The sequence below is a fragment of the Microcoleus sp. BROC3 genome, assembly GCF_036702515.1.
Taxonomy (GTDB): domain Bacteria; phylum Cyanobacteriota; class Cyanobacteriia; order Cyanobacteriales; family Microcoleaceae; genus Microcoleus.
Map to the genome: position 1 here is coordinate 27,628 of NZ_JAUBTQ010000048.1, position 14,413 is coordinate 42,040.

Annotated in this window: 11 protein-coding genes; 1 reads left to right on the forward strand and 10 read right to left on the reverse strand. The window is 41.9% G+C overall.

Features of this window, described 5'->3' with window-relative positions:
• Positions 1 to 17 precede the first annotated feature (17 nt).
• The 10 genes from QUB30_RS25285 to QUB30_RS25330 all read right to left on the reverse strand — a co-directional run bounded on the left by QUB30_RS25285 (position 18) and on the right by QUB30_RS25330 (position 12,617).
• Positions 18 to 1,718, reverse strand: a complete 1,701-nt coding sequence (locus QUB30_RS25285) for a VgrG-related protein (protein ID WP_333339143.1) — start codon at positions 1,716 to 1,718, stop codon at positions 18 to 20.
• 59 nt (positions 1,719 to 1,777) lie between these two features.
• On the reverse strand, positions 1,778 to 2,380 hold the full coding sequence (locus QUB30_RS25290) for a CIS tube protein (protein WP_333339146.1): 603 nt from the start codon (positions 2,378 to 2,380) through the stop codon (positions 1,778 to 1,780).
• 30 nt (positions 2,381 to 2,410) lie between these two features.
• Entirely contained in the window at positions 2,411 to 5,965 is a 3,555-nt protein-coding gene (locus tag QUB30_RS25295) for a hypothetical protein (RefSeq protein ID WP_333339149.1), read from the reverse strand.
• A 37-nt stretch (positions 5,966 to 6,002) separates the two neighbouring features.
• Positions 6,003 to 6,515, reverse strand: coding sequence for a phage tail protein (locus tag QUB30_RS25300; protein WP_333339152.1), 513 nt, complete (start codon positions 6,513 to 6,515; stop codon positions 6,003 to 6,005).
• The gene (locus tag QUB30_RS25305) at positions 6,515 to 6,649 is read right to left on the reverse strand and encodes a hypothetical protein (protein ID WP_333339156.1); all 135 of its coding nucleotides are present in this window, start codon (positions 6,647 to 6,649) and stop codon (positions 6,515 to 6,517) included. The genes QUB30_RS25300 and QUB30_RS25305 overlap by 1 nt, the downstream gene beginning before the upstream one ends.
• A gap of 27 nt (positions 6,650 to 6,676) precedes the next feature.
• Positions 6,677 to 8,950 (reverse strand): substrate-binding domain-containing protein, encoded by a 2,274-nt coding sequence (locus tag QUB30_RS25310; RefSeq protein ID WP_333339159.1) that lies wholly within the window; start codon positions 8,948 to 8,950, stop codon positions 6,677 to 6,679.
• 407 nt (positions 8,951 to 9,357) lie between these two features.
• Complete coding sequence (locus QUB30_RS25315) at positions 9,358 to 9,687, reverse strand: hypothetical protein (RefSeq protein WP_333339163.1); 330 nt, start codon at positions 9,685 to 9,687, stop codon at positions 9,358 to 9,360.
• 16 nt (positions 9,688 to 9,703) lie between these two features.
• The gene (locus tag QUB30_RS25320) at positions 9,704 to 10,195 is read right to left on the reverse strand and encodes a phage tail protein (RefSeq protein ID WP_333339168.1); all 492 of its coding nucleotides are present in this window, start codon (positions 10,193 to 10,195) and stop codon (positions 9,704 to 9,706) included.
• 184 nt (positions 10,196 to 10,379) lie between these two features.
• Complete coding sequence (locus QUB30_RS25325; protein WP_333339170.1) at positions 10,380 to 10,850, reverse strand: phage tail protein; 471 nt, start codon at positions 10,848 to 10,850, stop codon at positions 10,380 to 10,382.
• Between the two features lie 102 nt (positions 10,851 to 10,952).
• Positions 10,953 to 12,617, reverse strand: a complete 1,665-nt coding sequence (locus QUB30_RS25330; RefSeq protein ID WP_333339173.1) for a phage tail sheath C-terminal domain-containing protein — start codon at positions 12,615 to 12,617, stop codon at positions 10,953 to 10,955.
• A gap of 399 nt (positions 12,618 to 13,016) precedes the next feature.
• Here QUB30_RS25330 and QUB30_RS25335 point away from each other — a divergent pair, with 399 nt between their 5' ends.
• Positions 13,017 to 14,270 (forward strand): DUF4255 domain-containing protein, encoded by a 1,254-nt coding sequence (locus QUB30_RS25335; protein WP_333339175.1) that lies wholly within the window; start codon positions 13,017 to 13,019, stop codon positions 14,268 to 14,270.
• The last annotated feature ends 143 nt before the right edge of the window (positions 14,271 to 14,413 follow it).

A 14,413-nucleotide genomic window follows, 5' to 3' on the forward strand; every position in this document is an offset into this window, starting at 1 on the left:
CAAAAACTCCTTAACTTTTAGTTCAGTTTAATCAAGCTACCTGTGATAGTAACGATGCCCTTGGCATTGATATCAATATTACCCGTAGAACTCAAAGTAATACTGTGCATCCTGTCATCCAAACGTAATTTATGACCGCCCTTAGTTTCAATTTCTACAAACTTTTGGCTGTCATTAATGCGTAATTTATGACCCCCTGCTGTCTCAATATAAGCTCCTTTCTGACTAAGACCTTTATCCTCCTCCACAAACTGAATTTTATGTCCGACGCGGGTTTGAAACGTCCGCAAGCGCACTTTGCCATTAGCAACATCATTTGCCACCGGATTGGGCGGTGTATCTTTGCCGTTCCAAACTCCACCAATTACATAGGGACGATGAATATCGCCCTGTTCAAAAGCCACCAGCACTTCGTCATTAATTTCTGGCAAACAGTCAAATCCTCGCTTATTCCCCGCACCTATTGCTACTATTCTAGCCCAATTGCTGGCGTGTTCTTCTGTTAGTGTAGGAAACTTAACTTTAACTCGACCCCAACCTTTCGGGTCTTGGTTATCAGTAACAATTCCTACTAGGAAAGTTTGTCCTGGCTGCAAGTGATTTACCGGAGAAAGCGCGGTCAAGAGGTTGCCTCCCCGCAATCCCCGCACACTGAATTCTGTAATGTATACTCGCTCGTGATAGGTATGACGAGTTTCGGTAACGTAGTATTCGCCGCTATGCTGTCCCATGTCTTCTAATGTGACGATGCGCCCCGGTCGAATATCGGTATTTCCTTCAGCTTTGGCATCGGCATAGATAAATTGACCTCCTAATTCGTCGCACAAAGCTTGGGCTTTGGTATCGGCTTCTTTGGGATTAAAGCAAGTCCAGTTTAAAATCATTTTGGGTTTAGGAGGCTTGCCCTTAAACTTATTGCTCGTATCACTACCTTTACCGTTTTGTGTTTTAGTTATAACTTGTTCTTGTTTTTTTGTGGATATAATTGCTCTTTTTTCTTTGTAATCCCAGGCTCTTACTTCTACTTCTTTTACTTGCTCTGCACTGGTGACTCGCACGCGGAAGCTGTGGAGGTCTGTCAACCATGCAAGGGTTAATTTTTTACTATCAGCTTTTGGTTTACGAAAGTTCAGTTTCCCATCTTGAAGAAATAATTCAAATCCAATTCTGTCGGCTCGTTGCCGCAAAAATTCCATGTTGGTTTGATTTTCCTGAAAAGCATAGTCATGCGCCACGCCACTAGCATCGATAGTGCCAGCCTTTATGCCAACTTCCTGAATTATTTTCTTCACAATGTCACTGTCGGTCATATTCTGAAAAGAACGGTTGTAACGTCCTCGATGCAAGCGGTGACCGACATCATAACCACGAACAATTACGGGAGCTTGAGATTTTTCGCTAAAAAAGGTTTCAATTCCTGTAATTTCGCCTTCTATGACGTAATTTTTCTTGCTTTGATTGTAATCTCTAGATTCTGTTGTGCTGGAGGTAAAGCCAATTTTGACGGGTTTACCAATTTGTAATAAGTTGTGATAGCGCCAACGTTCATCCTGGTTGCGACCGGGAAAATAATCATTTTGAATCACTAGGGTAAACATTCCTGGCAGATGCAGGCTTTCTTCTACAGTGACTTGAAGGATATCTTCCATTAAGTTTGGAGGAGCTTGCTTGCCATCTATTTCTAGTGTCGGTAGGGCGCGGTAATGGACTCCTGTCATAATTTTTGATTGGTTTTATTTATTTGGGTTTATTAGCTTATAAAAAGATGTGATATCTGTTAAATGTTTGAAGTTCGGCGATTCGTTTTACCTGATGATTTCCGGTTATCCAAACTATCGGCTTGACGGTCTACTTTAGCCGGAGGTTTAGCACCTAAAGGCCCGTTTTCGTTGGGTTCATCGGCTTCCTTTAAAGTTAGGCTATCGATGACAGCACGGACGGGTGTTCCATCTGGGAGAAACATGGTGAGTTTATAATTTAATTTTTCAATAAAGCAACGGCGCAGGTAAACCTGTTTTCCCCACATAAATTGATAAATTGGCGGGCGTTCTTTTCCTTTGACAAATTCAACTGATTTTCTAAAGTTCTCGATATATTGTTTAACAACATCTCCTCCCTCTTCGTAAGTGTCAAACAAAATTTTATTGATGGTAACTTTGTAAGCTTTTACATGAGAAAAACTAACTTTAGGGGTTCCTTTATCTTCGGTACGTGCACCGGGACTTTCGGAGGTTTCTACAACTCCCTCGAAAACTAATTCCGTGGGATTAAACATAAATTCAATCTGTGGCACACCATCATCAGATATTAAAAGGGCTTTAACCAAATTTCCGGATTTACTTGATGTTGATGTGATGGGTGAACTTGTACTTGATGCCATAATTTATCCTCGATAGTACATGTCTTATTACTAATACAAGCGAGTGCTGTAGTAGCCGCCCTGACGCTCTCGATTGATTTCTAAACGCTGCCGAACTAGGTAATAAATTTCTCCGGTCAGTTTTTGTAATTTATCATCAACTGGGGAAACTTCACCAGGATCGCCTGCTGGTGGTGCTCCTGGAGTCGATCGCTCTGGTGCCGATCTTACTTTAGCAGAAGTTCCGTAGGTTGAGGTAATGTTGCTCAGCCAAGCCGGGTAACCTAATGATTGGTAGCCTTGACGCTCTTGTTCTATTTCTAGCCATTGTCGCATAAGAGTGTAAACTTTTTGAGCCAATTTTTCTAATTCTTCCTCTTCTATGGATCGGTTTTTCCCTGCAGTGTCTGCTGTTATTAGTTGGGAAGTCTCTCCCCTAGTGGTCAATGTGTAATTATCAGACACATTGGGAGAAGCCAAAGTATAAGAAGGTGAAGATTCTGGTTCAGGTAAGGAGGCAGGCGGAACTTCGTTTTTAATCGGGATACTGTCTGGTGTTGTGGTAGAACTTTCACCCAATAATTCGGATATGTTTGACCATGATGTCGGTGTATCGAATGTATTATTTTTTTCTTCGTTGTTATTGGTGTATTTGTTCTCTAATTTAGCCAATATCGAATTGTTGGGGTTGTTGAGCCGTTGTGAGAAACCCAATGGTTTGAGAGAATCTATATTAGCTGGTGCATTGTTAGTATTTTCCCCCATTAATTCAGATATACTTGACCACGAATTTGGTATATTTTCAACTTTTGCCGAATTGTTGGGAGATTCTGTGTCGGTTGTGCGAGAAATATTGGGGGAATATTCTTCTGATAATTTGGAAATGTTGGACTGAGAACTACTAGATAAAAGGGTTGTTTCCTGAGAAATAGTAGGTTGTTTATCTGTCTCATTACTTACAAAGTCAGAGAGAAATAAATCTGACTTTTGAGAAAGAAACTTTGAATTTACCAAAGGTTGGATAAGGTTAAAACTGGGGTTTTTTGAGCTGGCTTGGACAAGATTTGTCGGGGAAAGATTTATGGAACCTGAAGATATTTGCGAGTGAAAATTAGGAGATATAAAACTAACATTTTCTCTATTTTTTCTAAAAGTTTCTAGCGGTGGCGGTGTATTTTTTATAGATGATAAGGGAAAAATTTTAGCTTGAATTAAATTGGGAGAAATTGGAACCTCATCCACTTCTTGTCCAGTTTTAACAGTTAAGCTTTCTGTTTCTTTTGTTGAGCCTGGGGAAGGTTTTGATTGAATTAAGTTGGGAAAATTTGGACTCGCATCTACTTCTTGTCCCGTTTTAGCAGTTAAATTTTCTGTTTCTTGAGTTGGTACTGGAGAAGGTTTTGATTGAATTAAGTTGGCAGAAGTTAGAACCGCATCTACTTCTCCTTCAGTTTTAGGCGTTAAATTTTCTGTTTCTTGAGTTGGTACTGGGGAAGGTTTTGATTGGATTAAGTTGGCAGAAGTTGGAACCGCATCTACTTCTCCTTCAGTTTTAAGCGTTAAATTTTCTGTTTCTTGAGTTGGTACTGGGGAAGGTTTTGATTGAATTAAGTTGGGAGAATTTGGGGTCGCATCTACTTCTTGTCCCGTTTTAGCAGTTAAATTTTCTGTTTCTTGAGTTGGTACTGGGGAAGGTTTTGATTGAATTAAGTTGGCAGAATTTGGGGTCGCATCTACTTCTTGTCCCGTTTTAGGTGTTAAACTTTCTGTTTCTTGGGTTGGTACTGGGGAAGGTTTTGATTGAATTAAGTTGGCAGAATTTGGAACCGTATCTACTTCTTGTCCCGTTTTAGGTGTTAAACTTTCTGTTTCTTGGGTTGGTACTGGGGAAGGTTTTGATTGGATTAAGTTGGCAGAAGTTGGGGTCGCATCTACTTCTTGTCCCGTTTTAGCAGTTAAATTTTCTGTTTCTTGAGTTGGGACTGGAGTAGGTTTTGATTGGATTAAATTGCCAGAAATTGGTGCCGCATCCACTTCTTCATCAGTTTTAGCCGTTAAACTTTCTGTTTCTTGAGTTGGTACTGGGGAAGGTTTTGATTGGATTAAGTTTGGTAAAGTTGGTACGAGCGCCTCCCTCTCTCCATCAGTTTTAGCCGTTAAACCTTCTGTTTGTTGAGTTGGTATGGGAGAAGGTTTTGATTGGATTAAACTGGGAAAAATTGGTGCCGCATCCACTTCTCCATCAGTTTTAGTCGTTAAACTTTCTGTTTCTTGAGTTGGTACTGGAGAAGGTTTTGATTGGATTAGGTTTGGTAAAGTTGGTACGAGCGCCTCCCTCTCTCCATCAGTTTTAGCAGTTAAATTTTTTGGTTGCTCTCGGCTTATTTCTGGTTGTGACGCTACAGTTTCTTGAGATAATACTGGAGAAGGCTTGGCTTGGATTAAGTTGGGTAAAGCTGGTGCGAGCGCATCCATCTCTACCTCAGTTTTAGCCGTTAAACTTTCTGTTTGTTTTCCAATTAACTCTAGTTGTAGAGATCGAGATCCTTGAGATGATACTGGATTAGCTTGGGCTTGGATTAAATTGGAGGAAGTTGGTGCGATCGCATCCACTTCTCCATCAGCTTTAGCAGTTAAATTTTCGGTTTTTGCTGTTATTATTTCTGGCTGTAGTGATACAGCTTCTTGAGGTGGTACTGAAAAAGATTTAGATTGGATTAAGTTAGGTGAGGTTGGTGCGAGCCCATTTACTTCTCCCATATTAGTAGCAGATGAAGAAGGCCAACTTTCTCTATCTAAACTTAGCTTGCCCGAAAAACTTGTTTGCGGTTGGGGTAAAGGTTTAGTTATAGATTGAGAGCTTAACTGATTGTTGAAACCTAGAGAATTATCCTTGAATCTGCTGATGTGATGTAAATTTAAGGAATCATAATTAGAGATATTATGGACTGGCTTTGCCGAAACTATTGGCGATACGTTGTTGGATATATCAACCGTACTCGTTGGCATCGAATTAGATAAACTAGAAGTTTCTCCAGAAGTAGAAACCAGATTATCAGAACTCGATGTACTTTGCCTTTGTGTAAATTGAGGCAAGCTTGATAAACTAGAAATCTCAAAAACAGATGTTTGAACTAAAGGTTTTGAAATTGACAATGGTTTTAGTTGAGCGATATTTTCCGTGGCAGCGTTAGCACTATTCAATGCGGCTGTATTTGAAGATAAAGGCTCATTTTTTGAGCGGTAATTTGTAGGAAAATTTCCGACTAAATCTTGTGTATTAGATATCTCGCCTAGATTTGAGTTAATCTCAGGTCGAGCTCGAATAGGTAATTGATTATCGAAAAACTGAGGAATTTCTCCAGCAAAATTTTCTCCATCTTCCCTTATTTGCGTCCCTGCGTCTAATCCCCAGTTGCCAATTTCCCCATCTTTATTTACCTCTCCTAATGGCTGAAGCACAGAATTACCAAATGGCTGCAAGCTTTGCCCTAAGGGATTTAAAGATTGACATAAAGGAGATAGCGATCGCTGGAGTTTAAAGTCATTTCCCAGAGAAGTGGGTTGAATTAAAGAATCTTTCAACCCTAGAGGCTTTAAAGTCATAATCATTGCCTCCCAAGCGGAGTTTTACATTAATTTGCTATAAAAAATAACCCGATGCGTGGCGTCCCGGTTGCAGTTTTATCGCCCCTCCTCCTTCTGATTTGACTATCTTCAATCCCTCATAAGCTAGGGTCAATTCTTCAATCGCCACCGTGTTAGAATTGCCTTGGAGTGCTGGCGCTTTCCAACCAATTGGAATGGCTGCTACTAACGTCCAGCATTGCATGGTTACCCCTGCTTGGTTAAAGAGCAAAATATTTACATTCCGCCGTTCTTTTTGGCCATTGCTTAAGGTATTACTTACCCAATCCCAAAAAACAAAATCATCGGTAATACCGCGTTTTAGAGTTACATCTGAAAACTCAGCTTGACCTAAAACAATCCGTTGGTAATCGTTGACACCACCTTCAAAATAAGTTTCTTTTTTGATTTTGACTCCTAATCCCGAACACTCGCTAAAGGAAGCCGTAATACTACTTTCCATTTCCACGTAAAAGCGATTAGCAGTTACGTAGTTCAGTGCGTGCGTGTCTTCACCGTTTTTAGACATCAGACCATCCCTCTATAGTTTCCAGCGCGATCGCGAGTATTTCTCAAGTCTTCCAGCATCAATTCATAAACTCTATCACTCAGTTTCCTCATCAACATTGGATCTACAATAACTTTATCAATTAACTGAGCCATTTCATCTTTTTTCTTTACATTCATTTTTTAATTCCTCTTAGGTAAAGTTCGCAATGATACCAGTCCTGCTTCGCTCAGCAAACGTTGCCCCTCATCCGTTTTTAGCAGTTCTGTAAATTTTTTTCCTGCAACCGCTTGCGTTTTATCTTTTTTGGGGTAAACTACTACCAAACGGTAAATTAATGGATAGCTACCAGACTTAAATGCTTCAACATTAGGCCAATAACTTCCTTTATCATTGCATAAATCAATCGTCGGTTCTATAGGTTTTACTTGGTTACCAAGCTGTTGAACTAATGGCTGCACTTCTTCTCCCTTTTTTCCTAGTGCCAAAGGATAAACAGCACATTGATTAAACACGCGACTGAGTAAACCAAAACCAAATCCCACCGTTTGATTCTGCTCGAAATCTTTGAGTATTTGTCCTAAAATATAACTTTCATTAATTGGTTGTTGATTTATTATTTTTTGCTCCGCCTCTCTAATCAGTTTTTCCGGCAATTTTTTAAACTGTTGAGGTGGATCTCCTTTAAACACTAACTCTTCAAAAAAATTAACAGTTTGACGATTATCAACTGGCATATAAACCTTGATGTTCGGGCTAATCCCTTCTGGAGGAGACCAGTTGGTCAAGGTTTCTGTTGTGTAAATTTCTCGTAGTTGGTCAAGCGTAATTTTGCCGTTCAAAGCATTCGGAACACTCTGGTATCTTTTGTGATCGCTGAAAGCTACAAATACCACCAATCCATCATAGGCAACTTCCACCTGCTCCATATCATCGGGTAAATCTTTTATAAAAGTAGTAAGGGCAAAGTCTGCTCTCTTAGATCTAATTTCTTCTATTATGTTTTCGTGGGAAATTTCGAGCGTATATGTTTTTAATCTCGGATCGCGAATGCTTAGTTCTTCTACAAACGTTTTATTGTAAGAAACCAAACTAACTGTCTTAAGAATATAACTCCAAATTCCATCAGCCTCAGTTATGTACGTAACTGTTTCAGTTGGAACTCGATCGATTTGGGCAAGGCAGCAGGGTTCAGAAGAATTAAAAACAAGCTGTTCAACTTGAGAAAAAGGCTGACGCAATCTTACCATAATTTGCAACAACAATCCCGTCAGAAAACCCAAGAAAATAATCGTTAATACCAGTCGAAATAACGAAGAATATTTCTGAGTATCTTCTTCTAAACTGTCAGCTTCTGCTGTTACGTCTAGTGGCGTTTCAAGCTCCCTTGACAGGGGTGCTAACAACTCTTTTCTTGCTTCAAAAGCTGTTTTAAATGGCGGGTCAATTCCTAATAGACGATGAATAAATTTATTCAGCCTAGCATCTTTAAATTCAGGCCAATGTTGTTCAAACTTGGGGTTAAGCGGTTGAGCGGTATCGGGGTCTACTGTTGTTCCCCATAACAAATAAAAACTTACATATCCCAAATCGATTAAATCTTGTTTGGGTGAGCGCTCGCTAAAATTAGCAGTGGGTGGTTTAAATAAATCTTCCCAGAGAGCTAAATCTGCTACGTAGATAAAAAATTGCGGTTTATCTAGGGCAGATGGCTGACTGCTACTCGCAATTAAAAGGCTATCAAGACTGAGATAACCGTGGAGCAAGCCTTGCTCGATATCGTCATCAAAGGTTCGCAATCTGTGACTGTGGAGAAACCAAAGTGTTTGCAATACTTGATCCAAAACTCCGCGCACCTGGTGGGGAGTCATAGCCCCGTTTTTTAGCAGATACTCTCTCAAAGTTAGGCTATTGTGAATCGGTTGCTCGAAAATTAGGTAGCAGCGTTTTTCATTGCTAGGTGCGATCGCATCCCAAGGGCTAATCAAACGAAAATCTTGTCCTACCCCATTCTTGAGGTTCAAACTCGCTAGCTTTTCAAACTTTTCTTTCCGCTCTTTTGCTTCTTTTTGATTAAAATCCCGGTCGGTTAATAGATATTCCTTAATTAATATAGACTTGTTATTCTCAACCTGAATTCCTTGATACAACCGCACTGTTTCCCCATCTTTTAAACATTTTTCAACTCGATACTTACCGCGACGACCCCCGCGAATTTCTATATCGGTTGCTAAAATGGGCAGAGTTTTTGCACTGGGAGATGTTTTTCTCGCTAACCGATCTGCCGCTGCAATCGTTACCGCATGTGCTATTTCATTTAAACTACTACTTGCTACTTTTACTTGCGATGTCCTAGCATTAGATTCGTTCAATAACTCTTGTGGGGAATAGGGGTTAAGCATCCTATCTGCTTGTGAATTTCTTTTTTCCACAGGTATATTAGATTGCTCAACCAAATTTTCCTGCGTTTCAGTCTTTTTACCCCAGGATAACTCAACGTTTTCATACTCTTTTTGCGCGTGGCGGGTCGCTATCCGAGATAGGTTTTGAAATGGGTAGCGAATAAAGTTTGCTACCTCCCTAAAATTACTGCCAACTGAATTTACTAAATCGGCGAGTCTCACAGCACCCCTCCCATATTAAATAGAAATAATACGCAGAATTTTTAATAACAGAACTTACGTACACGAACAGAAAAATCGGCGGCTTTTATTAAATGTACGGGTCACAACAGAGTCTTGTCATTCGTCAACAACCTGGTTTCTGGGCAAGGGCGCGAAGTCCTAAATGACTTAAACACCAGCGATAAAATCAATAATGGGTGGTTGCTAACTACCAATTGGTAAGCGCTAATTGCTAACTGTTAATTAGAAGGTTTTGTAGGTTCTTTTGATTCTACTTCTTCTTCCAACTCGTTAATGCGACGATAAAATTGGTATAAATAATTCAGATCGCAAGCAAAAAGATCTTCAATTACCGTCGGAGTTACTTCTTCTAATGCACCCAATCTAGTAATTACCCTCGATAAAATAATCACCGTAGAATAGGCAGGATTAGACTTAACCCGGGGATCACGCAATGGCAAAATTTCATCGATCGCTTTGGCTAAACGCATCACACCTTTGCGGTGTAAATTTCCATCTGCATCTAAAAACCCTTTTGGTAAAGTAAATTCAAATTCAATTTGAAACATCTTGAAACCTTACGGCTTATTGTTGCCGAGCAAACATTTCTACAGCAATTTCCATTTCTTCAATTTCCGAATCCCCACCAGCCGAACTTAAATCAGAAACAATGTAACTAACAGGCCAAGCTCCTTGAAACTGGAATATTGCCTGTGAGTTATTACTTTGGTCATAAATAGTTAAAGAACCATCTCGACGTTGTTTAGCCCAATTTCCTTCTTGAACTGCTTCAAACCACTTCCACAAAGTTGTGGAGTTAGTCATGCCCCGACGTAGGGTTATATTATTAGTTTTAACATTCCCCGGAACCTTTGTGCAAACAACCTGACCCATTTTCGCTGCACCCCAGCGGTTGGGTGTAACCTCGGAAACTTCTATGACATCTTGAGTGCGTTTAAACCCTTTGCAATCCATAAAATAAGCATCAACTGGTTCTTGGCTCCCTTCTAGTTTTAATTCGATATAAAATCGGCAATTTGTGAGGATTTCTGGAAAATCGTTAATCAGGTTTGCCATTTTACCTCCTGGCTAATTTTAGATGTCCGAGGTCAGCTTTCCGATTAACTTTAAGCACGGCTTAAAGAAACCGGATTTCTCTAAAAAAATAGTTGTACAAGCTAGAAATCGCAACATAAAACACGGTTTCTAGCTTGCGTCAACCTAAGTCCTGTTCAATCTCAAATGTCAAATCTCAAATTACCTATTGTACTCGTTTGATATCTTCGTGTACTAGGGTTATGGTTTCGTTAGCCACATCATTCGATCCAGCTTCTAGTTTAGGCCCTTCATATTTGGTAGGATAAGCATTTTGCAACTCCCAACGTGCTTTCATCTCTCCTCCTTGGTCGTAAACCGTAACCGAAGCGGCTTTCCGATTTGAAGACCATTCCGACTTACCCCCAGCATTTTTGTTGCAATCTTCGTACCATTTGTAAAGGTCTTTGTTAGTAGTAGCAACAACTTTGACGACAACCGGAGTATATTTGACTCGGGTGGGAGCAGCCTGACGCAAGTTCATTGCGTTTTTACTCGATCCCATTACCTTGTCAGCCCCGGCGGCTGGGCTTTCAGCACTTAAACCCGAGACTTCCAGAATTTGTTTATCTGTCAGACCGTCAGCTTCAAAATAAAACCTACAACTGACTAATAGTTCATCGCTGTCTGCTGGCATAATTCAACTCCTTTTGATTTAGTAATTGATGATTAGTAATGGGTAATTGGTAATTTTTGTTTCGATTACCATTCCCTCATTTCACTCGCCCGTTAGCTAATTTTATTGTTCATCTTGAGCGTTCCACTGACTGATGCGGAAAATGACAAATTCCGCTGGCCGGACTGGGCAAACCCCAACTTCAATATACAACCGACCTAGAATCATCGTTTCAGGGGGATTGATTTCTTCATCGCACTTGACGAAAAACGCTTGCTCGGGGCTGCTACCAAACAATGCACCTTCCCGCCACAGTCGTTCGAGGAAATTGCTAACCGTCCGCCGTACTCTTGCCCACAAATCTTGATCGTTTGGCTCAAATACAACCCATTGAGTGCCTAATTCGATCGATTTATTGATATAGCTCATCAAGCGACGGACGCTGATATAACGCCACTCGGTTTTTTCCGGTTCTACTAACGTTCTTGCGCCCCAAATCTTAATGCCTCGATTCGGGAAGGTGCGCAGGCAATTAATCCCTTTGGGGTTCAATAATTCTTGTTCCCGGAAGTTGCAATCGTAAGATAATCCGATGACGCCGCGCGGAGTTTCATTGGCTGGTGCTTTGTAGACCCCTCGCGTTTCATCTGTGCGCGACCACACACCCATCATGTGACCGGAAGGCGGGATTAATATCGGTTTTCCAGCATTACGGGGATTGGGGACTTTAACCCACGGATAGTAAAGCGCTGCAAACATGGAACGTCGGTTAAATTCATTATCCAACCAATTAGTTACGTGTTGCGGTTTGATACAGTCATGGGGAACATCCAACACCACCATGCGATTGGGCGGATTGGGTGCGGCGTTTTCGCACAGACTTACCATCAAGTCCATCAGTCCGTGCAGTTGGTCGCGATCGATCAAGCCCTGTTTGTGCGCCAGCATTAAATCTGGACAGGCGACGATCGTGATTTCGTCAATCTCGAATAGCCCTTGTATCCCGCTGCGATCGTCGCGCACTCCTCGCACGTACCCGTACAAGTTTTCCTGCGTCGGTAAAAGAGGGGGAGGGCTGACTTCGTATTGACCGTCTAGGGGACGGCGGGTAAGCGGCAGCCCGCGTTGGGTCAAGTCTATGACGGTGACGTACTGGGATGCTTCTTCGAGTTTGGTCACTACATAGTCGCCTACCTCTGGCTGCACGTTCCGATCCATCGTCAGTTGTTCGTGCCTTTCCAGTTCTTGCCCATCGCGCTTGATGACTACGGTGAAGAATTCAGCCGGGACAGGGGCTGGGGTGTTTGGATCCTCGGGATAAGCTCTAGGCTCGCTGGGTAAGATTTCTACGTTGACTGCGCTAATATCTGTTTCTTCTTCTCCCTGCTTGAGGATAAATTGCAAAGATTCGCGTTTGGCAGAGGTTTTCACCGTCAGTGCGGTGGATTCTGGTCCTGGTTGAGTCGTCCTTTCTGCGGGTTTTGGGAGTTCGGTACCGATGCTAACAATCCAACACCTAGCGCCTCCGTTTAAGAACCAACCGTTAACGGAAAAGGGTAAATAGGCACCAAAATCTGTGAATCCATCGGAGTTTTCTTTAGCAAAGTATTCTAAATATTGATTCCAACTGGTGACTAGCATCGGTTTGCCGATTTCGGCACCATTGCGAATCGCTTCGGTAAAGCCAATAAAGCCAGCGATGTTGGTTTGTACGCCTTCTATGGGGCGACTACCTCGGTCAATTTCTTCGACGTATACACCAGGGGCAAAGTAATCAAGTCTCGCCATAGCTTTCTTCCTTAAAGGGAAAAATTTACCAGTTACCGCATACCATGCTCACTTACCATATTTTACCTACCAGTTATCCTTGTTACTATTTTTAAGCTGGTGACTTGCTCATTCAAATTCTTATATGTAAATTTTCATAAAGTTGAAGCACCACTTTTTGTTAATAACTGATTACTGCTAATGGTTAAGTGAGTCTGATTTTTTGACTCGTATTCCCATCAATCATAGATGCCTTATCTGATTTACACCATTTTTTAGCTAAGCTAAAGTGGCTAATCCAATAATAGGCATAAATTATAGTACACTAAACTTTGTTAACCAGACATCTGCACAAATTGTGTTTTTTCTTAATAACTTTCATTAATATTTAAATTCAACCTGGATTAACTTTTAGAGAAGATGAGTAACTATCTAGCGATCGCCACCGTCACAGCCACCCTGCAAAGGCTTTTGCAATCGGCGATCCAACTCGATCTCCCAGGAGCCAAGGTTACTACGGTGCGCCCTGAAGCAAGTGGGGGTAAAACGCCAGAAGTAGGAGTGAATATTTATCTGTATCAAGCGATACCCAATCCCGCTTGGCGGAATTACGACTTACGCAACCGTCGCCCCAAGGGAGAATTAGTTAAACACGCCCAAGCGGGATTAGACCTATTCTACATCATGACGTTTTACGGCAATGACATAGAGTTGGAACCCCAACGTTTGCTCGGTAGCGCTGTGCGTACCATTGTTGACAACCCGATATTGACGCCTGAGATGATTCGAGCGACGCTGAATCACTCGAATTTTAGATATTTGGCAGATTCTACCTTGGAACAGCAAGTCGAGCGGGTGACGATTGTTCCCAGCCAGATGAATACGGAGGAACTATCGAAAATTTGGTCAGTGTTTTTCCAAACACCCTATATGCTATCTTTTGCTTGCCAAGGCGGTGCAGTTTTGATTGAAGGCAACAAACAGAGCGCCAGAGCCTTGCCCGTAAAGAGCGTGCAATTTTATACAACGCCCAACCAGCCGATGGTTGAGGAAGCGGTCTCGGAAGCGGGGGCAAATCAACCGATTGTAGCGGGTAGTATATTGATGATGCGTGGCAAGCGGTTGCAGGCCGATCGAGTACAGGTGAGAATCGGCGAGACGAGGGTAACGCCGCAAGAGGTTAGCGAAAAAGAGCTGCGGTTGAATTTATCCTTGCTACCAGAAGAAGAAAAGCAAAGTTTGCGGGCGGGGGTACAGCAGTTGTGCGTGTTGCATCCGATCGTGAAGCTCAAGCCCCTTGACCCCGATCGCGCAATAGCGTCGAATGTACTTCCTTTTGTCTTGTGTCCGCAGATTGTAGGAAAGCCAGAAGTATTGGATTTATGGGGAAACGAGGAGGATCTGTATGGCGCAGAATTCCAGGTGCAACTTGATTTAACCATTGGTAGCGACCAGCGGGTACTATTGTTTTTGAACGAGCGATCGAATAACAATCCAGTGGGTTACATTTTTGCAGCCAAACCCCGTGAGGAGCCTATCGACACGGTGCTGTTTCCGATTTTGGATGTGAAGGGAGGAGAATATTTGGTACGCGTGCAGATCGATGGTGCCGAGAGTCCTCTCGAAGTAGATGCGGATAGTGGGTATGTCGGTCCCTGCGTCGTAATTGGGTAAACTACCCACCACCAAGCTGAGTACAGTAGGGTAACGCAGTAACAGCTCGCCGCAGGCGTGCGCTCGACGTATTTACGTCATCATAGGTGTTCGCGATCGGCAATTAATCTTGTTTATTCTCTCGCGCGGCTGAAAAAAGTCCA